Below are 21,076 nucleotides of genomic sequence, written 5' to 3' on the forward strand. Positions count from 1 at the left end.
CCGGGGCCGCCTGCACGGGCCTTCGTCAGTGCACACCCTCGAAGAGGCTGGTCACCGAGCCCTCCTCGAACACCTCGCGGATCGCGGCGGCGATCGACGGGGCGATGGAGAGCGTGGTGATCTTGTCCAGCTGGAGCTCCGCCGGGGTGGGCAGCGTGTTGGTGAACACGAACTCGCTGACCCGCGAGTTCTTCAGCCGGTCCGCGGCCGGGCCGGAGAGGACACCGTGGGTGGCCGCGACCACGACGTCCGCGGCGCCGTTGTCGAACAGCGCGTCGGCCGCGGCGCAGATGGTGCCGGCGGTGTCGATCATGTCGTCGACCAGCACGCAGACCCGGCCCTTGACGTCACCGACGACGTCGGCCGACAGGATGGTGTTGGCCTGGGTGATGTCGCGGCGCTTGTGGATGATCGCCAGCGGGGCGTCCAGCCGGTCGCACCACTGGTCGGCGACCTTCACCCGGCCGGCGTCCGGCGAGACGACGGTCAGCTTGGAGCGGTCGACCTTCCCACCGATGTAGTCGGCCAGCAGCGGCAGCGCGAACAGGTGGTCCACCGGGCCGTCGAAGAAGCCCTGGATCTGCGCGGTGTGCAGGTCCACGGCCATCAGGCGGTCCGCACCGGCCTGGCGCAGCAGGTCGGCGATCAGCCGGGCCGAGATGGGCTCGCGGCCGAGGTGCTTCTTGTCCTGGCGGGCGTAGCCGTAGAACGGCAGGATCGCGGTGATGCTCTTGGCGGAGGCCCGCTTCAGAGCATCGATCATGATCAGCTGTTCCATGATCCACTGGTTGATGGGAGCCGTGTGGCTCTGCATCACGAAGCAGTCCGCGCCGCGCGCGGAGTCCAGGAAGCGGACGTAGATCTCGCCGTTGGCGAAGTCCAGGGCCTTGGTGGGGACCAGCTCGGTCCCGAGCGCCTCGGCCACCTCCTTCGCCAGCTCCGGGTGGGCACGGCCGGAGAAGAGCTTCAGCTTCTTCTCACCCGACGTCGTGATCCCGCTCACTGCACCGTCTCCTCGCGTTGCGAACGCTGAACCCTCGACCCGGTGGCGGGCAGGCAGGGCCCGCTCGTGGCACGGGTAGGGGAATTGTCGGTACGCCTGGACACGGGCGGTAGGCCCAGTGGCGCACGTATGTCCCCAAGGTTACGCGCCCGCGCAGAAACCGTCCGCCTCGGGACCGCCCCCGGGCCCCCGGCCCGCCCGCTCAGGCCTGCTCGGCCCCGTCCGCCGCAGCCTGCGCGGCCTGCGCGGATGCCGTCCCGGGGCGCTTGCGCTCGACCCAGCCGTCGATGTTGCGCTGCGTGGCCCGGCTCACACCGAGCGCCCCGGCCGGGACGTCACCGGTGATCACCGAACCGGCGGCGGTGTAGGCGCCGTCACCGATGGTGACCGGGGCGATGAACATGTTGTCCGAGCCGGTGCGGCAGTGCGCGCCGATGACCGTGCGGTGCTTGTTCACGCCGTCGTAGTTCACGGTGACCGAGGCCGCGCCGACGTTGGTGCCCTCGCCGATCGTCGCGTCGCCGATGTAGGACAGGTGCGGCACCTTGGCGCCCTCGCCCAGCTCGGAGTTCTTCACCTCGACGTAGGTGCCGACCTTCGCCTTGCGGGCCAGCCTGGCGCCGGGCCGCAGGTAGGCGTACGGACCGGCGGTGGCCAGCTCGCCCACCTCGGCGCGGTCGGCCGTGGTGTTGCTCACCCGGGCGCCGGCGCCGACCAGGGTGTCCTTGAGGGTCGAGTTCGGGCCGACCTCGCAGCCCTCGCCCAGGTGCGTGGCGCCCTGGAGCTGGGTGTTCGGCAGCACCACGGCGTCCGGCTCGTAGCTGACCTGCACGTCGAACCAGGTGGTCGCCGGGTCCACCACGGTGACGCCCTCGCGCATCGCCCGCTCCAGCAGGCGGTCGTTCAGCAGCCGGCGGGCCTGCGCCAGCTGGACCCGGTCGTTGATGCCCAGGATGTCCCGGTGGTCCTCGGCCACCACGGCGCCGACCCGGTGGCCCGCCTTGCGCAGGATCTCCAGGGTGTCGGTCAGGTACTCCTCGCCCTGCGAGTTGTCCGTGGTGAGCTCGCCCAGCGCCGCGGTGAGCAGCTTGGCGTCGAAGGCGAAGACGCCGGAGTTGATCTCGGTGATCGCGCGCTGGGTGGCGCTGGCGTCCCGCTCCTCGACGATCGCGGCGACGGTGCCGTCCTCGTCCCGCAGGATGCGGCCGTAGCCGAAGGGCTCCGGGACGACGGCGGTCAGCACGGTGACCCCGTTCTGCTGGGCGATGTGCGCGTCGGCCAGCCGGCGCAGGGTCTCCCCGGTCAGCAGCGGCGAGTCGCCGGCGGTGACGATGACCGTGCCGTCCAGCGCCACGCCGTCGGCGGCCAGCGACTCCAGCGCGGTGCGCACCGCGTGCCCGGTGCCGTTCTGCTCCACCTGCACCGCGGTGCGGGTGGCCGGGTAGTGCTCCGCCAGGTGTGCCTCGACCTGCTCGCGCTGGTGGCCGACCACCACGACCAGCTGGCCGGGCGTCAGCTCCCGGGCCGCCGAGACCGCGTGACCCACCAGCGAGCGCCCGCACACCTCGTGCAGCACCTTGGGCAGCTTGTTCGACTTCATCCGGGTCCCGCCACCGGCGGCGAGCACGACAACGGCGGCAAGCGAATTGGCACCCATGCGGGGAGGCTCCTCGGTAAGTTCACAGAGAGGGCAGAGCAGGCCCGGCCCGGACCCAGGCCGGTCGCCATTCGCACAGTCCGCCGAGCAGCACCGACAATACCGGCGCGAGGGAAAACGCCCGAACCCGAGGCGTGCAGAGGCTCCGCCGCTAGGATTCGAACCCAGACAAAGGCCTCCAAAGGGCCCTGTGCTGCCATTACACCACGGCGGACAGTCGTGTCAGACCCTACCGGAGAGGGCCCTGCCGTGGGTATCGACTTGCGTCGATCCGCGGGCCCGATTCCGCCCCCGGCGACCGAACGCGCCGGGCTTCCGGTTCATCCATCCAGTCGGGTGAATTCACTCAAGCGCCGCGCGGCGGAGTGTTCCCCTGGACACGGAGCGCAACCTACGATGCCGTAGGTTACGCCAACGTAGCTCCGCTTCTCTCCCGCTCCGGGACGCCGCAAAGGGACCCCCATGACCATCCAGGCCGGCGAGGCGCGCGCGGGGAACGCCGCGTCCCGCACCCCGCCTTCCGACTCCGATCCCGCCGATCCCACCGGTCCGGCCGAACCGGCCCTGATCACCGAGGCCGGCGGGCCCACCGACGCCGACGCCGACGCCGCGGCCACCCGGCTGTCCGCCACCCGTGGCGGGGAGAAACAGGGCCTGGCCGAGCAGATCGCGCTCTCCCTGTTCATCCTCGTGCCGTTCACCGCCCTGGTCGCCGCCGTCCCGGTGGCCTGGGGATGGGGACTGGGCTGGACGGACCTCGCGATCACCGTCGCGATGTACTACCTCACCTGCCACGGCATCACCATCGGCTACCACCGCTACTTCACCCACGGCGCCTTCAAGGCCAACCGCCCGATGCGCCTGGCGCTGGCGATCGCCGGGAGCCTCGCGGTCGAGGGCCCGCTGGTGCGCTGGGTGGCCGACCACCGCAAGCACCACCGGTTCAGCGACAAGGACGGCGACCCGCACTCGCCGTGGCGCTACGGGGAGAGCGTCCCGGCGCTGATGAAGGGCCTGTGGTGGGCCCACATGGGCTGGATGTTCGACGAGGAGCAGACCTCGCAGGTCACGTACGCCCCCGACCTGGTGCGCGACCCGGCCATAAGGCGGATCTCCCGGCTGTTCTGGCTCTGGACCACCATCTCGCTGCTGCTGCCCGCGCTGATCGGCGGCCTGGTGAGCTTCTCCTGGGAGGGGGCGCTGTCCGCCTTCTTCTGGGGTTCGCTGGTCCGGGTGGCGCTGCTGCACCACGTCACCTGGTCGATCAACTCGATCTGCCACGCCGTCGGCCGCCGCCCGTTCCGCTCCCGGGACCGCTCCGGCAACGTCTGGTGGCTCGCCGTGCTCTCCTGCGGGGAGTCCTGGCACAACCTGCACCACGCCGACCCGACCGCGGCCCGGCACGGGGTGCTGCGCGGGCAGATCGACTCCTCGGCCCGGCTGATCCGCTGGTTCGAGCTGGCCGGCTGGGTCCGGGACGTCCGCTGGCCGGACGCGCAGCGGATCGCCGCCCGCCGCGCCGCATGAGGCGGCGCTTCCAGCATGATGTAGGGGTGAACGGGAGCAGCGCAGACAGCACAGGCGGTCACCACGGCACGCGGACGGACGCGGCGCCCGCCACGGCGCAGGCCCGTCCGCGGGCCGCTGCACCGGCGGCCGGCACCGGCGACGGGGGGCCGGACCGGGGCGCCGGCGGCGGCTCGACCGCGGCCCCCCGCCGCCGGGGCGGCCGGGTCCGGATGACCGGCAAGCAGCGGCGCGAGCAGCTGCTGGAGATCGGCCGGACGGTCTTCGCCGAACGCGGCTACGACGGCACCTCTGTGGAGGAGATCGCCGAGCGCGCCGGAGTGTCCAAGCCCGTGGTGTACGAGCACTTCGGCGGCAAGGAGGGGCTGTACGCGGTGGTCGTCGACCGCGAGATGCAGCTGCTGCTGGACATGGTGACCGGGGCCCTGACCGGCGGGCACTCGCGCGAGCTGCTGGAGCAGGCGGCCTTCGCGCTGATGGACTACATCGACACCTCGACGGACGGCTTCCGGATCCTGGTCCGGGACTCCCCGGTCGCCCAGTCGACCGGCACCTTCGCCTCGCTGATCAGCGACATCGCCACGCAGGTCGAGGACATCCTGGGCCTGGAGTTCAAGTCCCGCGGCTTCGACGCCCGGCTGGCCCCGATGTACTCGCAGATGCTGGTCGGGATGGTCGCGCTGACCGGGCAGTGGTGGCTGGAGGTCCGCAAGCCGGACAAGGCGACGGTGGCGGCGCACCTGGTGAACCTCGCCTGGCACGGGCTGGAGGGCCTGGAGCGGCACCCGAGGCTGGTCGGCGAGCGCACGGCCTGACCGGCCGGGGCCGGAACGCCCCGGCCCGGCCACGGCCCGTCCGGCTCAGCCCGACCGCCCGGTCCCCACGGCGAAGATCCGCCGGAACGGGAACACCGTCCCGTGCGGCCCGGCCGGATACGCCTCGCGGAGCAGCCGCCCGTACTCGGCGAGGAAGGCCGCCCGGTCGGCCGGGTCGGCGAGCCGGGTGAGGACCGGGCGCAGCGCGGTGCCCTTGACCCATTCCAGGACCGGGTCCGGCCCCGGCAGAAGGGTCAGGTAGGTGGTCTCCCAGACGTCCGGGAGGCAGCCGGCGGCGGCCAGGGCGTCGAGGTAGCGCTCGGGCGGATGGACGCCGGCCCGTGCGGCCTCCTCGCCGAGCGCGTCCCGCCAGCGGGCGCTGCGGCGCAGGTCGGCGAGCAGGGTGTGGCTGGGGGCGTCGAAGTTGCCGGGCACCTGGAAGGCGAGCACCCCGCCGGGTTCGAGGGCGTCCGCCCAGCGCGGCAGCAGCGCCAGGTGTCCGTCCACCCACTGGAGGGTGGCGTTGGAGACGATCAGGTCGGGCCCGGCCGGGGCCGGGTCGTAGTCGCGGGCGTCGGCGAGCAGGTACTCGGCGTCGGGCTCGCCCTCGCTGCGGGCGGTGGCCAGCATCGGGGCGGAGTTGTCGACGCCGGTGAGGCGGGCCCGCGGCCAGCGCTCGCGCAGCACGGCGGTGGAGTTGCCGGGGCCGCATCCGATGTCCAGGATCACCTCGGCACCGGGGTGCGGGAGGGCGGGGACGCGGGCGAGCAGGTCGCGCAGCGGGCGGGTGCGTTCGTCGGCGAAGCGCAGGTACTGCGCCGGGTCCCAGGCGGGGGTGGTCACGGTTCACCTCGCAGGTATCTCGACATCAAGATATCTCGCGGTAGCCTCACTGGCACATTTCTCGATGTCAAGAGACTTCACATCGACACATCCACCGATACACTGATCGTCATGGAGGACGAGGTCGACAGGCTGGTCGCAGCGTGGCGCCGGGAGCGCCCCGACCTCGACGTGGAGCCGCTGGAGGTGCTCAGCCGGGTCAGCCGGCTCGCCCGGCACCTGGACCGCGCCCGCCGCACCGCCTTCGCCGAGCACGGCCTGGAGCCCTGGGAGTTCGACGTCCTGACCGCCCTTCGGCGGGCCGGCTCCCCCTACCAGCTCTCCCCCGGCCAGCTGCTCACCCAGACCCTGGTCACCTCCGGCACCATGACCAACCGGATCGACCGGCTCACCGGCAAGGGCCTGGTCAAGCGCCTGCCCGACCCGGACGACCGGCGCGGCGTACTGGTCCGGCTCACCGACGACGGCCGCGACCGCGCCGACCAGGCGCTCGCCGGACTGCTCGCGCACGAGCGCGAACTGCTCGCCCAGCTCAGCTCCGGCCAGCAGACCGAACTCGCCACGCTGCTGCGGCTGCTGGTCGCCCCGTTCGACAACATCCCGGGCTGACGACGCTCCCGCCCTCCGGCCCGTGGGCCCGCCTCGCGGGTCCCGGCTCAGGGCCGTTCGACGGTGCCGACCACCGAGGGCGGCGGAGGCACGGCCGGCTCGGCCGGGCTGACCCCGGCCCGGCGGGCGACCGCGACGGCCGCCAGCGTGGAGTGCACCCCGAGCTTGCCCAGCACGTTCTGCATGTGCGTCCGGACGGTGTGCGGCGACAGGTAGAGCCGCTCCGCGACGGCCTGCCGGCCGAGACCCGCGACCATGCAGCGCAGGATCTGCTTCTCCCGCGGGGTCAGGGTGTCCACCAGCCGCTCGCTCTCGGTACGGTCCCGCCGGGCGGTGGTGAGCTCGCGGATCACCCCGGTGAGCAGCGCGGGCGGCAGGTGCGTCTCGTCCCGCAGCACCCCCCGGACCACCGCGAGCAGCCGGGCCAGCGAACTCTCCTTCGCCACCCAGCCGGTGGCGCCCGCGTGCAGGGCGCGGGCGGCGCGGTGCGGGTCGTCGGCGGTGGCCAGGACGATCGCGCGCAGCCCTGGATGGGCGCGGCGGAGGCGGGCCAGCAGGGTGATGCCGTCGGGCGGCTGGGCGGAGGGTCTGAGCTGGTCGCCCCGCAACGGGTCCACCGCGGACCGGGCGACCGGCGGCAGGCCGCCCGACAGCTGAACCGGTGGCCCCGGCGGTACGGCCGCCCGGCGCGGCTGCGGCACGGGCGGGGCGGCACGACCCCGCCGGGCCTCGTCGCCGTGCTCCGCAGCGGGCCGGCGGCGGGCGTGCGCCCCGGCTGCCGGTGCTCCCAGCACTCCCAGTACTCCCGACGCACCGTGCGGACCGGAGCCTCCGTACGGACCGGAGCCTCCGTACGGACCGGCGGCTCCGGGCCCGCCGGGTAATCCGGCCGGCCCCGCTGTTCCGATCGGCCCGGCCGCACCGGCGGCGGCGCCGACACCCGACGCCTCGACGCCGAGGTCGGCGTCGATCAGTGCCACGTCGTAGGCCCGGCCCTCGCCGGCCGCGCGCTCCAAGGCCCGCTCGGCGGCGGCCGCGCTGCCCGCCGCCCCCACCTCCACGTCCGGCTCGGCGGCCAGTGCCGCGGCCAGCGCCTCGGCGAAGATCCGGTGGTCGTCGACCACCAGGACGCGAATCCGCCCCATAGTCCCTCCCCCTGCTCAGACCGCCCGAGCCCGGGGACGGGGACCGGCCCGGCATCCGCGTTCCGGACCCACCGTTCCGCCCGCCCACCGGTGGCCGGTGAGGCCGAACGGTCGCCGGCCCCCACCGGTACCGCACTCAGCCTACGGGGCGGGAAACGCGCTCGTGGCGATTCGGTGAAGTTTCGTCAGAAGATGCGTGAGTGGCCGGACTTGGACCGCCCGGGGGCCGTTCCGGGCGCCGCCTCCGGAGGCGCTCACCGACCGTCACTCACCCGCCGTTCTTCGCCAGGGTGAACTTCCAGGCGTCGGCGACGATCTCGTCCAGGTTCGGGCGGCGCGGGGTCCAGCCCAGCGCCTCGTGGGCGCGGGCGGCCGAGGCCACCAGCACCGCCGGGTCACCGGCCCGGCGGCCCTCGACCCGCACCGGGATCTCCCGGCCGGTGACGCGCTGGACCGACTCGATCACCTCGTGCACCGAGAAGCCGCTGCCGTTGCCCAGGTTGCAGATCAGGTGCTCGCCCGGCTCGGCCGCGTCCAGCGCCAGCAGGTGCGCCTCGGCCAGGTCGGCGACGTGGATGTAGTCGCGGATGCAGGTGCCGTCCGGGGTCGGGTAGTCGTCGCCGTACACCGCGATGTGCGGACGCTGCCCCAGCGCGGCCTGGAAGACCAGCGGGATCAGGTGCGACTCGGGGTCGTGCCGCTCACCGAAGGCGACACCGGACGAACTGCCGTACGCACCGGCCACGTTGAAGTACCGCAGCGAGACGGCGGCCAGGCCGTGGGCGACGGCCTCACCGGTGATGAGGTGGTCCACGGCGAGCTTGGTGGCGCCGTAGGTGTTGGTCGGCGCGGTGCGGGCGGTCTCGGCGATCGGCACCGCCTCCGGCTCGCCGTAGGTGGCGGCGGTGGAGGAGAACACCAGCTTGCGCACACCCGACGCGCGCATCGCGCTGATCAGCTCCAGCGAGCCGGCCACGTTGTTGCGCCAGTACTTCTCCGGGTCCGCGACCGACTCGCCGACCTGCGAGGAGGCGGCGAAGTGCAGCACCCCGTCGAAGGAGCCGTCCAACACCTTGCCGGCCTCCTGGATCCGGCCCTCGACGAACTCGGCACCGGCCGGGACACCCTCGCGGAAACCGGTGGAGAGGTCGTCCAGGACGGTCACCCGGTGACCCGCCTCCAGCAGGTGGGCGGCGACCACACTGCCGACGTAGCCGGCGCCACCCGTGACCAGGTACTTACTCATGTTGCGACCTCCAGCGAACGACGGTCCGCCCGTTCGGACGGAAGCCATCGACGGAATGCGTACGACGGGGGTCATTCTCCCAATGCCACCGGGGTGCTCCGCGCCACACGGGCGACTGCTTCCAGCCTTCTCACCAAGTCCTCAGCCGCCGGCCATCCGTTCCAGCAGGCCGGTGCGCGCCGCCACCGCGGCCGCCTCCAGGCGGGTCCGCGCGCCGAGCTTCATCAGCACCCGCTGGACGTGCGTCCGGGCGGTGCTCGCGGCGATCCGCATCCCGGAGGCGATCGCCGCGGTGTCCTCGCCGTCCGCGATCCGGGCCAGCACCTGCACCTCACGGCGGGTCAGCAGCCGCAGCAACCGGACGGCCTCGTCGTCCGGCTCGACCGCAGGGCGCAGCAGTTGGTCGAAGGCCCCGCGCAGAATGTCCACCGCGACCGCGGCCTCGCCCGCGCGCGCCCGTCCGATGGCCCGCTCGACCACCTCGATCCGCTCGTCGCTGGGCACGTACCCGGCCGCACCGGCCGCGAACGCCCCTGCCACTCCGCGCAGTTCACCCACCGGACCGAGCACGATCACGGCCACCTCGGGACGCTCCCGGCGGATCCGGCGCAACCCGTCGAAGGCCCCCGACTCCCCCGGCGCCGCCACCCCCAGCAGACAGACCTCGGGCCGCCGTCCGACCACCAGATCGGCGGCGACGCCGGCCGGGGAACCGACCGCGAGCACCCGATGGCCGCGCAGTTGAAGTGCGGTGGCCAGCGCCTCGGCCAGCAGCCGGTGGTCGTCCACCACCACGAGTCGAACACCCATGACGCCCTCCAGGTCGGGGTCCGGCTCGCGCCCGCACCCCTCCGGCGGGCGGCCGATGACGCACCATCACAGCGCATTCCGTACCCGACCCGCTAGGCCGGGGCGTATCGGCGGTACGGAACCGGCCGGAGAACGCGAAAGACCCCCGCCGCCAGGCGAGGGTCTTTCAGTGGAGCCCCCATGCGGAATCGAACCGCAGACCTTCTCCTTACCATGGAGACGCTCTACCGACTGAGCTATAGGGGCTTGCTCGCTTGTCCGGGTGTTTCTCCCGGCCGCTCGAACAAGGAAGACATTACACGGCTCCATGCCGGGAAGGGAAATCGGCCCCCGCCCGGAGCGCTCCGCCGGTCCGGCCCTCGCCATCGGCCGATCCGACCCTCGCCGCGGGGCGGTCCCGCCCTCGCCGCGGCCGGCTCAGTCCTCGCCGTGGGCCGCGTCGAACTCCTCGCGGGCCACCGCCATCCGCCCGGCGCGGCGCTCCGTCCACCGGCCGACCGGTGCGAGCAGCTCGGCCAGTTCACGGCCGAGCGGCAGCAGGTCGTAGACCACCCGCGGCGGCGTCTCCGGGTAGACCGTACGCAGCACCAGTCCACTGCGCTCCAGGTTGCGCAGCGACTGGGTGAGCATCTTGCGGCTGACCCCGCCGACCCCGCGCTGGAGTTCGGAGAAGCGCTGCGGCCCGCAGCCGAGGAGGCTCATCAGGATCAGCATCGACCACTTGTCGGCCAGCTCCGCGAACACCTCGCGACTGGGACAGAGCCGGGCGAACACGTCGCACTCCTGCCCACCCCGACCTTCCCGCTCGTCCTGCTCGTCCCGCTCCGCGGGGTGGCCGGGCCGGACCCGGGCCGCTTCCTCCGTCGTCATGCCTCCAGGGTAGTCCCGAGGTCTCCAATCCACCCTTGGTAACCAATAGAGACCTGGTCTATATTGGAGACCAGCCGAGGCCGGGGCCGCGAGCCACCTCGGTGCGCCCGGCCCCGCCCTGCCCCGTCCCGTCCCCACGCCTGCCCGCCGACCTCCGCCGGCCCGCGCCCGTCCCCCTGGAGTGCCGCATGACCGCCGTCCGTCCGACCGTCGCCCTCGCCTACCACTCCGGCTACGGCCACACCGCCGTGATCGCCGAGGCCGTCGCCCGCGGCGCCGCCGCCGCAGGTGCCGAGGTCGTCCCGATCGCCGTCGACACCATCACCGAGGAGCAGTGGGCGCAGCTGGACGCCGCCGACGCGATCGTCTTCGGCTCCCCCACCTACATGGGCACCGCCTCCGGCGCCTTCCACGTCTTCGCCGAGGCCACCAGCAAGCGCTGGTTCACCGACGCCTGGAAGGACAAGGTCGCGGCCGGCTTCACCAACTCCGCCTCCAAGAGCGGCGACAAGGCGGGCACCCTCGCCTTCTTCCAGACCCTCGCCGCCCAGCACGGCATGAGCTGGGTCAACCTCGGCCTCAAGCCCGGCTGGAACGCCACCACCGCCTCCGAGAACGACCTCAACCGGCTCGGCTTCTTCAACGGCGCCGCCGCCTCCTCCCCGTCCGACGCCGGCCCGGAGGCCGTCCACAAGGCCGACATCGCCACCGCCGAGCACCTCGGTGAGCGCGTCGCCCGGCACACCGCCGTCGTGCTGGCCGGCCGCGCCGCCCTGGCCGGCTGAGCCCGGGCGAGCACGCACGCCCACGGGCGACTACGCCCGCCCACGGCCGCCTACGCCGCCGGGTCCGCCCCCAACCGGGGCGCCCGGCGGCGTTCGCCGTCCGCGGACCCGTCCGCCGGTCCGTCCACCGAACCGCCCACCGACCCGAGCTCCGCGCCGGTGTTCTCCGGCAGCATCCGCAGACACCCGAGGGCCAGCACACCCAGCACCGCCAGGTACCAGCCCACCGGCTGCGCCGTCCCGTACACCCCGGTCAGCCGGGTGGCCACCAGCGGCGTCGTCGCCCCGCCGACCACCCCGCCCAGGTTGTACGTCAACGCCGCGCCCGTGTAGCGCACCCGGGTCGGGAACAGCTCCGGCAGGAACGCCGCCAACGGCCCGAACATGGCGCCCAGCACCACCATCGCCCCCGCCAGCGCCACGAACATCAGCGGCCGGCTCACCGTCTCCAGCAGCGGGAACAACACCAGCGACCAGACCGCGGCCAGGCCCGTCGCCCACCGCAGCGTCCGCCGCCGACCCCACCGGTCACTGCACGAGGCGCTCAGCCACACCGTCGCGGCCATGCCCGCCGCGCCGACCAGCAGCATCGACAGCACCAGCGTGCTCGCCACCCCGAGCCCGGTGGTCGCGTACGCCAGGGCATACGTCGTGGTCAGGTAGAACAGCGCGTACCCCACCGTGATCGCCCCACCGCCCGCCAACACCGGGCGCCAGTGCTCGCGCAGCACCTCCAGCACCGGCAGCCGCTCCCGCCGCACCCCCGTCCGGAACAGCGGCGACTCCTCGACCCGCAGCCGGACGAACAACCCCACCGCGACCATGACGAACGAGGCCAGGAACGGCACCCGCCAACCCCACGCGCGGAACTCCCCCTCGTCCAGGCCGAGTTGCAGCGCCAGGAACAGCCCGTTCGCCAGCACGAACCCGATCGTCGGCCCCAACTGCAGGAACCCCCCGTACCGCCCCCGCCGCCCGGCCGGCGCAGTCTCCGCGATCAGCAGCGCCGCCCCGCCCCACTCCCCGCCCAAGCCGACGCCCTGACACACCCGCAGCACCAGCAGCACCGCCGGCGCCCACCACCCCCACACCCCGAACCCCGGCAGCAGCCCCACCCCCGCCGTCGCCAGCCCCATCAGCAGCAACGACACCACCAACGTCGCCCGCCGCCCCACCCGGTCCCCGAAGTGCCCGAACACCACCGCCCCCACCGGCCGGGCCAAAAACGCCACCGCGTACACCGAGAAGGCCGCCAGCAACGCCCCCACCGTGCCCAACCCGGGAAAGAACACCGGCCCGAACACCAACGCGGCCGCCGTCCCGTAAAGGAAGAAGTCGTAGAACTCGATCGCCGTCCCGATCAGCGCCGCAGCCGCCGCCCGCCGCACCTGCCCGACCCGCCCAGCATCCTCCGCATCCATACCACCACCCTCACCACCCCCACCCCACCCCACCAGCCGCCACCCGAGTGACCCCGGCGCACCCCACCGCCCCTCGCGCCCCCACCACGCGCGAAGGGCGCCAGGCTTCCCTGGCGCCCTCCACGCACGGCCCTGCTCGCGCAGGCGACTACCTCGCGTACGGGTTGTCCTCCGGCGGCACCGGCGGCCGGTACGACGGCAGGGGCGGCGGGGGCACCTGGACCAACTCCGGCTGCGCGGCCGACTTCCGACGCCGCATCACCACGAACACCACGCCCGCCACCAGCACCAACCCGGCCGCCACACCCCCCACGATCGGCAGCGTGCTGCTGGGGCCCGCCGTCTTCCCCGTCACCGGCTGCGCCGACGGCGCACCAACGGCGACATCGGTCGGGCTCCCGGCCGGACTCGGCGCCGACGACGCGGGAGCCGACGCGTTCGCCGAAGGCGACGGAGGCACCGACGGCACGGCCGCGTCAGCCGGAAGCGGCGATACGTTCGCCGCACCGGGATCCCCAGGATCCGTCAGCGCAATGCGCGGGCGCACCGCGCCGTAACCGATGAGGTCGTTGCGACCGGCTCCATCATTCGCCTTCCCTGCGGTATTGATGAGCACCCGCAGGACCTGGTTTCCCGTCCAGTCCGGATGCAACGACCACACCAGAGCTGCCGATGCGGAAACCATGGCGGTCGCATCCGATGTGCCATGCCCCTTGCAGTACCCCGTCTGACTTGCACAGGCCCCGATCATGTCCACACCGGGAGCGACCAATGCAACCTGCGGTCCGCGCTCTGACTCAGCGGTGACTGTGCCGTTCCGGTCCGAGGCGCCCACCCCGACCACATTGGACAGGCCGCCCGGGTATTCGACGATGTTCCCCTTGTCGCCGGAGTTTCCCACGCTGGCGACCACGAGCGATCCCTTTGCCCGAGCCCACGCCAGGATCTTGCCCAACTTCTCCACATCGGCCGGAGAAGTCGTGACAGCGGCCATCCCTTGCGAAATGTTGATGACCTTGGCGCCCTGCTCGACCGCATACGTCACGGCCTGCCCGATCTGGTCCAGGAAGTCAGCCGAAACCACCGCATGCTCGGAGCCATTCGCAATCTTCAAAGGAAGGATCCTTGCACCGGGGGCAAGGCCGTAGGCTCCCTTGCCCCCGGCCGATTTCCCGGACCCCGCGATGAGGCTGGCCATCTGCGTGCCGTGGTCCTCCGCATAGGACCCGACTCCACCTGGACTTCCACTGAAGTCCTTACCCGGAAGGAACTGTCCGACCAGATCCGGGTGATCCAACTTGAAGCCGCCGTCGATCACGGCAATGGTGACGTTCTCCCCCTTGGAGACCTTCCACATCTCCGGGGCATGCATGGCATCGAGATGCCATTGATCGGCACGGATCGAGCCATCGGCAACCGCGGGTGCTGCGACCGGGCCGACCACGATTCCCGCCGCCAGAAGTGCCGCAGCAGCAGCCCGCCACCGCGCTCGCGCGTTCGTCCGCCCCATCACAACTCCTCGTCAATCTCTCCGTCGACCGGGAAGCGTGCCCCGAACAAGCCTGCCCGGCCACTGGAGATGCCCAGTGGCCGGGCAGTCGTTGCCGTCCTACTCAATCACGTCCGGGTTGCTGTGCGGCGTACCGCTCGTCCAGGTCTCCTCGTCCTCGTGCAGGTAGTCGGCCCGCTTGCGGCGGTCGCGCTCGTTCCGGCTGCCGTGGCCCGAGGACCCGGGCGCCATCATGCCGTTCTGCCTGGACTGCGCACCGCCCTCGGCAGCGCCCGCCGCGCGGTTGCGCAGGCCGGTACCGCCGGGCGTGAACTCCCCGCCCGCGCTCGGCCCCTTGCGACCGCCGACCGTCCCGCCGGTGGTCGAGGACAGGCCCCGGCCACGCGAACCGCCGCCGGACCCGACCGCACCGCCGTGGGCACCGCCCATGCCGGGGTGCATGCCGCCCGCACCGCCGGGCCCACCGACCCGGCCGCCGCCCGGACCCGCCTCGCGGGCGCCGAAGACCGTCCCGCTGGGCAGTCCCGGAGTACCGCTCCTCCCCTGCCCCGGGCCGCCGCCGAACGGGGTCGTCCGCGGCTGGATCTGGCCGCCGCCCTTGGTCGGGACGGTGCCGCCGCCTGGTCCGCCCGGGAAGCCCGTGATCGGGCCGCCGCCGGGGACGCCGGGCCCGTTGTTCGGGCCGCCCGTCCCGTTCGGGTAGCCGGGGAGAGTGGTCGGCCCGTCCGTGGGCAGCTGGCCGCCGCCCGGACCGTACGGGCCGGTCTGGGTCGGGAGCGTCGGCAGGGTGGGCACGCTGTTGAGATCGGTGCCCGGACGGTTGACCGGGTCGGACGGGTAGGACGGCGGGGTCGAGGTCCCCGGGTCCTGCGGCGCGGGCGGCACCTGGCCGCCGCCGTGCGGCGGGGGCGGGGTGTTGCCCGGGTTGCCCGGGCCGGGGCCGCCCGGACCAGGGTCACGGGGCAGGACCGTGCCGCCGCCGTAGTTTCCGCCAGGCGACCCATCGCCTCCACCGACACGTCCACCACTCGAACGGGGTGTGCGTACCGAACCCCCGGAGCCGCCGGTGCCTCCGGAACCTCCACCGTTGGGGTAGACGGAAGTGTCGCCCCTACTGGCCGAACCGGGCGTTCCCGGCAGCACCACGTCCGTGGGAATCCCGTTCAGCGTCGTCGTCGCCGCGCTGTAGGCCTGCGCCAGCTTCTCCATCTGGAGAACGGCTTCCTGGTGCTCCTTCTCGACCTTCGCCTTGGCCAGGCTGAACTCCGTCGCCGTCACCCACTTGGGGTCGACCGTCTTCATGTAGGCATCGACGGACTGACCAACGGCGAGTTGGGGCACCTTCACCAGGTTCGACTGGCTGTTGTACTTGTCGACCGCCTGGATCTCCGTCTTCGGAGGCTCCGGCACGGCGACCTTGGCGGTACTGAGCGCCTCGCCGGCCTGGTGCATCGCGTCGCCGGCAGTCGTGGCGTGGTCGCCGATGATCTGCGCCGACTGCTGCAGGTTGTTCACCCAGGTCTTGAAGTTCTCGGCAGCCGGCCCTTCCCAGGTGACGTTTCCGACGTGCGACTTGAGCGCCGTACTCAGTTCCTTCAGCACCCGCCCGGCCGACTGCAGTTGGGTGCCGCGGCTGAGGATCGTCGTCGGATCCGTGCTGTCCACCATCTTGCGCAGGTGGGTGTGTTCCATTCCTTCGAAGTTCGTGCTGCCTGCCACTACTTGCTCCCCGTCTCCCCGTAGAACTCTCCCCGGACCGCCATCAGTACTTTCCGTCGCCCGACCCCGGTGCCGGTGTGGTGGCACCCACGTTCTTCGCGACGGCGTTCTGAGCGGCCGTCGTGTGGTCCTCGTTGGTTCCGTAGATGCTCGCCGTCCGCGAAACCGCCGTCTGCATCGCCTGGATCTGCGACGCGAGGTCCTTGTGCAGCTGTACGAGCTGGGCGTGCACCTTCTCGTAGGCGGCGGTCAGGGCCGTCGCCTCGGCGAACTCCGCGCTCGCGAAGCTCTTGCCCGTCAGCTTCTGCTCCTGGAGCTTGTACGGCGCCGCCGCCGAGCCCTCCATGGCGGCGAGCAGGGCCTCGACCTTGCCGGCGAAGGTCGTGAGCGTGTCGAGCTCGACCTGGACGTTCTGCTTGCCGAAGGCCGCCACCAGGTCATTGGCGCTGCCGTTCGTCTGCAGGGTGCTGACGAACGGAGCGAGGTCGACCCCACCCAGAGGCCACGGGAGCTTGTGCTCCAGCATGAACGGCGTCGCGTCGCCGGAAGGCGCCTGACCGTTCGGGTCGGTGCCCGCCGCGCTGGGCTCAGGATTCGCCGACGCGCTGGGCGCGGGGCTGGACGACGGGCTGGGCGCGGGACTCGCCGATGGGCTGGGCGAAGGATTCGCCGACGGACTGGGCGTAGCGCTCGGCGAAGGGTTCGCCGACGGCGTCGGCGTGGGACTGGGTGACGGACTCACCGAAGGAGTCGGCGTCCCCGGACTAGTTGCACCATTGCCTGCCACAGCAGTTCACCTCTCCCCCGTACGGCCCGCCGTGCCCGGGCCTCCCGGGCTGCCGCGTGCCGCAACACACCGTCAACTTCTGGTTCGTACCGTCCTGGTCGGAGCACCGACCGCCCTGTGGACGGTTTTCGCCTCCGTCATCGTAGCCACCACCCCTGTCGGCCCGGCAGGGACCTTGGCCCGCCCGTACGCGATCGGTACGAACTTGACACGTACGAGGCTGCCGCGGCGGCCCTGGGTAGACTGACCCGGTACGCCCCATCTGCCGCGCAATGTCGCACAGCAGCGACCCAAGGCCGCAGAACGGACGTGACCGCGTGAGCTCTTCCGACGTCTCTCCCTCCCCCTGGTGGGCCCGTGCCGCGCGGCCCGCGCGGCCGCCGGTGCCGGTGGCGCTGATGGTGCGGGCGGCGGTGGGCATGGCGGTGCCGTTGACGGTGGGGCTGCTGACGCACCGGCTGGATCTGGGGGTGTTCGCCGGGCTCGGGGCGATGCACGCGACGATGAACGACCGGGTCGAGCCGGGCAGGCTGCGGGCCGCCCGGATCGGTACGGCGGTCCTCGCCTCGGCGCTCGGCATGCTGATCGGCACCGCGCTTCAGCACGCCGACGTGGACGGTCTCGTCCTGGGTGTCGCGTTGACGCTGACCGCCTTCGTCTCCGGCGCGCTGAGCGCGACGGGTCCGCGCGGTTCGGCGGCCGGGATGCTGCTGCTGGTGTCGGCCGCGCTGGGCAGCGGGATGCCGCTGCCGCGGCCGTGGTGGGCGGCGGCGCCGATGCTGCTGGTCGGGGCGGCGTTCGTGGTGCTGTTGGGGCTGCCGGCGGGTGCGCCGAACCGGCCCGCCGCGGATCCGCGCAACCGGGCGCTGGCCGCCGCGTACGACGCGCTCGGCCGTACGCTCGCCGATCTGGGCGGGCCGCGGGCGGGGGTCTCGCGCCAGGTGCTGACGGCCCGTCTGAATCAGCTCCAGGACCTCCTCGGCACGCACCGGCGGAGCCGACAGAACCGGCGGAGCCGCCGGACCAAACAGGACCGCCGGACCAAACAGGACCACCGGACCGCACAGGACCGCCGCGGCCGGATGTACGAGGCCGCCCTCGCCGCCACCGAGGCGGCGACCGGTCTGGTGTGGGCCCGCCGTCCGGTCCCGCCGGCGGTGGCCGAGGTGCCGAACCGGCTGGCGGCCGCCGTGCGGCAGGGCGGCGGCGAGGTCGCCGTACCCGACTGGCGGCCGGACACCCCGTCGCGGCAGGCCCTGGACGTGGCCCTGCGCGCCGCCGCCGACACGGTGGCCGGCCGCGACACCCGGCTCGGTACCGCGCCCGCGCCGCCGCCGGATCCGTGGCGGCTGCGGGCGCGGCTGCTGTCGCGGGGTTCGGTCCGGTACGGGCTTCGCGTCGCGCTGTGCATCGCGGTCGGTTCGGCGGTCACCGCCAACTACCCGCTCAGCAAGAGCTACTGGGTGCCGATGACGATCGCCTTCGTGCTCAAGCCGGATCTCGGGTCGGTGTTCCTGCGCGCGGTGAGCCGTTCGGTCGGCACGGTGCTCGGGGTGGCCGTGACCGCGGCGCTGCTCACGGCCGCCACCGACGAGTGGGCACTGACCGCGATGGCCGCGGGCTGCGTGGCCCTGCTCCCGTACGCGACGGCGGCGCACTACGGGTTGAACACCGTGGTGATGACGCCGATGGCGCTGGTCCTGCTCCAGCTCGGCGGGCAGAGCGGTGCCGCCGAGTTCTGGCCGCGGGTCCTGGACACCGTGCTGGCCAGCGCGATCGTCCTGCTCTTCGGCTACCTGCTGTGGCCGGAGCGCCCGCGCCATCGGATCGAGCCCAGGCTGGTCGACGCGACGACGGCGCTGCGGGCCTACCTCGACGCCGTCGTCCAGGACGCCACCACCGCCACCATCGGCGCCGGCGACACCGGCGACACCACCGTCCGGAACGGCAACGCCCAGGTGTGGCTGCGCCGCTCGGCCTACCGGTCGCTGGCGGACGCCCGCCGGGAGGTCCAGCAGGGCCTGGCGGAGCCGCCGCCCACCGGCCGGCTGGCCGAGCGGTGGCTGCCGGCTACGGCGGCGCTGGAGCGGCTGGGCGGCGCGGTGGCGGCCTTCGCCGCGCAGATCCGGTACGGCGGCCGGCTGCCGGACCCGGGCGAGGTGGGCCGGGTGCGGCGCGCGCTGGACGAACTGACCGCCGCCGCCCGGGCGCACCGCCCGCCGACGACCCCGGCGGCCCGTCCGACCGCCCCGCACGACCCGGCGCGCAGTGCGCTGGGCCGTGCGGCGGAGGAGCTCGAAACGCTCCTCGGCGGCCACCCCGGCAGGTGATCCGGCTCGGACCGCGCCGACGAGCGACCCGGCTCGGGCCGCCCCGACCGGCAGCCCGACCAGTCCGACCAGTCCGACCAGCAGCCCGACCGGCAGCCCGACCAGTCCGACCAGCAGCCCGACCGGCGACCCGCCTCAGACCTGCTCGGCCAGCTCCAGCCAGCCCATCTCCAGCTCCTCCTTCTCCTCCCGGACGGCGCGCAGCTGCGCGTCCAGCTCCGCGACCTTGGAGAAGTCGGCGGCGTGCTCGGCGAGTTGGGAGTGCAGCTTGGACTCCTTCTCGTCCAGCTTGGCGATCTGCCGCTCCAGCTTCTGCATCTCCTTCTTCGCCGCCCGCAGGTCCCCGCCGGACAGCGCGGGGGCACCGCCCTCGGCACCCGGGCCACCTGCGGCACCCGCACCGGCCGAACCCGCGCCACCCGCGCCCGCGCCCGCCGGAGCGGCAGCAGGAGCCGCGGCGGCCATCCTGGCCCGGCGCTCCAGGTACTCGTCCACGCCGTTCGGCAGCATCCGCATCTTCCGGTCGCCGAGCAGCGCGTGGACGGTGTCCGTGGTGCGCTCGATGAAGAAGCGGTCGTGGCTGATGACGATCATCGAGCCGGGCCAGCCGTCGAGCAGGTCCTCCAGCTGATTGAGCGTCTCGATGTCCAGGTCGTTGGTGGGCTCGTCCAGGAACAGCACGTTGGGCTCGTCCATCAGCAGCCGCAGCAGCTGGAGCCGGCGCCGCTCGCCGCCGGACAGGTCGCCGACCGGCGTCCACTGCTTGTCCTTGCCGAAGCCGAACTGCTCGCACAGCTGGCCGGCGCTCATCTCCCGGCCCTTTCCGAGGTCGACCCGCGAGCGGACCTGCTCGACGGCCTGGAGCACCCGGGTCGCCGGGTCCAGCTCGGCGACCTCCTGCGACAGGTAGGCCAGCCGCACGGTCTTGCCGACCTTGATGACGCCCGACGCCGGCTGGACGTCGCCCTCGGAGGTGTACGCGTCGCGCAGCGCGCGCAGCAGCGAGGTCTTGCCGGCGCCGTTGACGCCGAGCAGGCCGATCCGCTCGCCGGGGCCGAGCTGCCAGGTGATGTTCTCCAGCAGCAGCTTCGGGCCGGCCGTGACGGTCACGCCCTCCAGGTCGAAGACCGTCTTGCCGAGCCGCGCGTTGGCGAACTTCATCAGCTCGGACGTGTCGCGCGGGTCCGGCACGTCCGCGATCAGGGCGTTGGCGGCCTCGATCCGGTAGCGCGGCTTGGAGGTGCGGGCGGGGGCGCCGCGGCGCAGCCAGGCCAGCTCCTTGCGGGCCATGTTCTGGCGCTTCTGCTCCTCGACGGCCTCGATCCGGGAGCGCTCGGCGCGGGCGAAGACGTAGTCGGAGTAGCCGCCCTCGTACTCGTGCACCTCGCCGCTCTGGACGTCCCACATGCGGGTGCAGACCTGGTCGAGGAACCACCGGTCGTGGGTGACGCAGACGAGCGCGGAGCGGCGCTTCTGGAGGTGCTCGGCGAGCCAGTTGATGCCCTCGACGTCGAGGTGGTTGGTGGGCTCGTCGAGGACGATCAGGTCGGGCGAGCCGAGCAGCAGCTTGGCGAGCGCGATCCGGCGGCGCTCGCCGCCGGAGAGCGGGCCGATGACGGTGTCCAGGCCGTCGGCGAAGCCGGGCAGGTCGAGGCCGCCGAAGAGGCCCTCGATGATGTCGCGGATGCGGGCGTCGCCGAGCCACTCGTGGTCGGCCCGGTCGGCGATCACCTCGTGCCGGATGGTGGCCGTCGGGTCGAGCGAGTCGTGCTGGGTGAGGACGGCCATCTGGAGGCCGCCGGAGTGGGTGATCCGGCCGCCGTCGGGTTCCTCCAGCTTGGCGAGCATCCGGATCAGGGTGGTCTTGCCGTCGCCGTTGCGGCCGACGACGCCGATCCGGTCGCCCTCGCTGACGCCCAGGCTGACCGCGTCCAGCAGGGCGCGGGTGCCGTAGACCTTCGTGACGGACTCGATGGTGGCGAGGTTGACGGCCACGTGT

Annotated in this window: 17 protein-coding genes and 2 tRNA genes; 5 read left to right on the top strand and 14 right to left on the bottom strand. The window is 72.9% G+C overall.

Annotated elements, in window-relative coordinates; genetic code table 11:
* Positions 1-25: 25 nt before the first annotated feature.
* The 3 genes from ACWGKU_RS22215 to ACWGKU_RS22225 all read right to left on the bottom strand — a co-directional run bounded on the left by ACWGKU_RS22215 (position 26) and on the right by ACWGKU_RS22225 (position 2,874).
* Positions 26-1,003 carry a ribose-phosphate diphosphokinase gene (locus ACWGKU_RS22215; protein WP_359899724.1) on the bottom strand — a complete coding sequence of 326 codons (978 nt, stop codon included), beginning with the start codon at positions 1,001-1,003 and terminating at the stop codon, positions 26-28.
* A gap of 202 nt (positions 1,004-1,205) precedes the next feature.
* A complete protein-coding gene (gene glmU / locus ACWGKU_RS22220) occupies positions 1,206-2,660 on the bottom strand; it encodes a bifunctional UDP-N-acetylglucosamine diphosphorylase/glucosamine-1-phosphate N-acetyltransferase GlmU (protein ID WP_380539344.1) in 1,455 nt (484 codons plus the stop codon).
* A 143-nt stretch (positions 2,661-2,803) separates the two neighbouring features.
* A tRNA-Gln gene (locus tag ACWGKU_RS22225) sits at positions 2,804-2,874 on the bottom strand.
* 248 nt (positions 2,875-3,122) lie between these two features.
* Here ACWGKU_RS22225 and ACWGKU_RS22230 point away from each other — a divergent pair.
* Both ACWGKU_RS22230 and ACWGKU_RS22235 read left to right on the top strand, forming a co-directional pair.
* Complete coding sequence (locus ACWGKU_RS22230) at positions 3,123-4,187, top strand: acyl-CoA desaturase (protein WP_452179513.1); 1,065 nt, start codon at positions 3,123-3,125, stop codon at positions 4,185-4,187.
* A 212-nt stretch (positions 4,188-4,399) separates the two neighbouring features.
* Positions 4,400-5,002, top strand: coding sequence for a TetR/AcrR family transcriptional regulator (locus ACWGKU_RS22235; protein WP_359899730.1), 603 nt, complete (start codon positions 4,400-4,402; stop codon positions 5,000-5,002).
* Positions 5,003-5,047: 45 nt separating this feature from the next.
* Here the strand turns inward: ACWGKU_RS22235 and ACWGKU_RS22240 are convergent, their stop codons facing one another.
* Positions 5,048-5,845, bottom strand: a complete 798-nt coding sequence (locus tag ACWGKU_RS22240) for a methyltransferase domain-containing protein (RefSeq protein ID WP_452179514.1) — start codon at positions 5,843-5,845, stop codon at positions 5,048-5,050.
* 111 nt (positions 5,846-5,956) lie between these two features.
* Between ACWGKU_RS22240 and ACWGKU_RS22245 the strand changes: the two genes are divergently transcribed.
* Positions 5,957-6,454 carry a MarR family winged helix-turn-helix transcriptional regulator gene (locus ACWGKU_RS22245; protein ID WP_452179515.1) on the top strand — a complete coding sequence of 166 codons (498 nt, stop codon included), beginning with the start codon at positions 5,957-5,959 and terminating at the stop codon, positions 6,452-6,454.
* Between the two features lie 47 nt (positions 6,455-6,501).
* On the opposite strand, the gene ACWGKU_RS22250 is transcribed toward ACWGKU_RS22245, so the two are convergent.
* From ACWGKU_RS22250 to ACWGKU_RS22270, 5 genes are all read right to left on the bottom strand, one after another.
* On the bottom strand, positions 6,502-7,245 hold the full coding sequence (locus ACWGKU_RS22250) for a LuxR C-terminal-related transcriptional regulator (RefSeq protein ID WP_452179523.1): 744 nt from the start codon (positions 7,243-7,245) through the stop codon (positions 6,502-6,504).
* A 622-nt stretch (positions 7,246-7,867) separates the two neighbouring features.
* The gene (galE, locus tag ACWGKU_RS22255) at positions 7,868-8,845 is read right to left on the bottom strand and encodes a UDP-glucose 4-epimerase GalE (RefSeq protein WP_401055366.1); all 978 of its coding nucleotides are present in this window, start codon (positions 8,843-8,845) and stop codon (positions 7,868-7,870) included.
* 141 nt (positions 8,846-8,986) lie between these two features.
* Positions 8,987-9,655, bottom strand: coding sequence for a response regulator transcription factor (locus ACWGKU_RS22260; RefSeq protein ID WP_359899735.1), 669 nt, complete (start codon positions 9,653-9,655; stop codon positions 8,987-8,989).
* Positions 9,656-9,825: 170 nt separating this feature from the next.
* Positions 9,826-9,901: transfer RNA gene (locus ACWGKU_RS22265), tRNA-Thr, on the bottom strand.
* Between the two features lie 171 nt (positions 9,902-10,072).
* Positions 10,073-10,525, bottom strand: a complete 453-nt coding sequence (locus ACWGKU_RS22270; RefSeq protein ID WP_452179516.1) for a winged helix-turn-helix transcriptional regulator — start codon at positions 10,523-10,525, stop codon at positions 10,073-10,075.
* A gap of 188 nt (positions 10,526-10,713) precedes the next feature.
* On the opposite strand from ACWGKU_RS22270, the gene ACWGKU_RS22275 reads away from it, so the two are divergent.
* Positions 10,714-11,310 (top strand): flavodoxin family protein, encoded by a 597-nt coding sequence (locus ACWGKU_RS22275; RefSeq protein ID WP_359899739.1) that lies wholly within the window; start codon positions 10,714-10,716, stop codon positions 11,308-11,310.
* Positions 11,311-11,360: 50 nt separating this feature from the next.
* Here the strand turns inward: ACWGKU_RS22275 and ACWGKU_RS22280 are convergent, their stop codons facing one another.
* From ACWGKU_RS22280 to ACWGKU_RS22295, 4 genes are all read right to left on the bottom strand, one after another.
* Positions 11,361-12,731 (bottom strand): MFS transporter, encoded by a 1,371-nt coding sequence (locus tag ACWGKU_RS22280; protein ID WP_452179517.1) that lies wholly within the window; start codon positions 12,729-12,731, stop codon positions 11,361-11,363.
* A gap of 148 nt (positions 12,732-12,879) precedes the next feature.
* A complete protein-coding gene (locus ACWGKU_RS22285; RefSeq protein ID WP_452179518.1) occupies positions 12,880-14,241 on the bottom strand; it encodes a S8 family serine peptidase in 1,362 nt (453 codons plus the stop codon).
* Between the two features lie 99 nt (positions 14,242-14,340).
* Entirely contained in the window at positions 14,341-15,933 is a 1,593-nt protein-coding gene (locus tag ACWGKU_RS22290) for a WXG100 family type VII secretion target (RefSeq protein WP_452179519.1), read from the bottom strand.
* Between the two features lie 70 nt (positions 15,934-16,003).
* The gene (locus tag ACWGKU_RS22295; protein WP_401046845.1) at positions 16,004-16,486 is read right to left on the bottom strand and encodes a hypothetical protein; all 483 of its coding nucleotides are present in this window, start codon (positions 16,484-16,486) and stop codon (positions 16,004-16,006) included.
* Between the two features lie 578 nt (positions 16,487-17,064).
* Here ACWGKU_RS22295 and ACWGKU_RS22300 point away from each other — a divergent pair.
* Positions 17,065-19,077, top strand: coding sequence for an FUSC family protein (locus ACWGKU_RS22300; protein ID WP_452179520.1), 2,013 nt, complete (start codon positions 17,065-17,067; stop codon positions 19,075-19,077).
* Positions 19,078-19,212: 135 nt separating this feature from the next.
* Here the strand turns inward: ACWGKU_RS22300 and ACWGKU_RS22305 are convergent, their stop codons facing one another.
* Positions 19,213-21,072, bottom strand: coding sequence for an ABC-F family ATP-binding cassette domain-containing protein (locus ACWGKU_RS22305; RefSeq protein ID WP_452179521.1), 1,860 nt, complete (start codon positions 21,070-21,072; stop codon positions 19,213-19,215).
* Between the last annotated feature and the right edge of the window lie 4 nt (positions 21,073-21,076).

It is taken from the genome of Kitasatospora sp. NPDC054768 (assembly GCF_053612025.1).

Excerpts from the sequence above, each read along its gene's own strand:
- ACWGKU_RS22260 (WP_359899735.1), bottom strand. The coding sequence starts at position 9,655 with ATGGGTGTTCGACTCGTGGTGGTGGACGACCACCGGCTGCTGGCCGAG.
- ACWGKU_RS22245 (WP_452179515.1), top strand. The coding sequence starts at position 5,957 with ATGGAGGACGAGGTCGACAGGCTGGTCGCAGCGTGGCGCCGGGAGCGC.
- galE (WP_401055366.1), bottom strand. The coding sequence starts at position 8,845 with ATGAGTAAGTACCTGGTCACGGGTGGCGCCGGCTACGTCGGCAGTGTG.
- ACWGKU_RS22285 (WP_452179518.1), bottom strand. The coding sequence starts at position 14,241 with ATGGGGCGGACGAACGCGCGAGCGCGGTGGCGGGCTGCTGCTGCGGCA.
- glmU (WP_380539344.1), bottom strand. The coding sequence starts at position 2,660 with ATGGGTGCCAATTCGCTTGCCGCCGTTGTCGTGCTCGCCGCCGGTGGC.
- ACWGKU_RS22290 (WP_452179519.1), bottom strand. The coding sequence starts at position 15,933 with ATGGAACACACCCACCTGCGCAAGATGGTGGACAGCACGGATCCGACG.
- ACWGKU_RS22235 (WP_359899730.1), top strand. The coding sequence starts at position 4,400 with ATGACCGGCAAGCAGCGGCGCGAGCAGCTGCTGGAGATCGGCCGGACG.
- ACWGKU_RS22275 (WP_359899739.1), top strand. The coding sequence starts at position 10,714 with ATGACCGCCGTCCGTCCGACCGTCGCCCTCGCCTACCACTCCGGCTAC.
- ACWGKU_RS22280 (WP_452179517.1), bottom strand. The coding sequence starts at position 12,731 with ATGGATGCGGAGGATGCTGGGCGGGTCGGGCAGGTGCGGCGGGCGGCG.
- ACWGKU_RS22295 (WP_401046845.1), bottom strand. The coding sequence starts at position 16,486 with ATGCTGGAGCACAAGCTCCCGTGGCCTCTGGGTGGGGTCGACCTCGCT.
- ACWGKU_RS22230 (WP_452179513.1), top strand. The coding sequence starts at position 3,123 with ATGACCATCCAGGCCGGCGAGGCGCGCGCGGGGAACGCCGCGTCCCGC.
- ACWGKU_RS22270 (WP_452179516.1), bottom strand. The coding sequence starts at position 10,525 with ATGACGACGGAGGAAGCGGCCCGGGTCCGGCCCGGCCACCCCGCGGAG.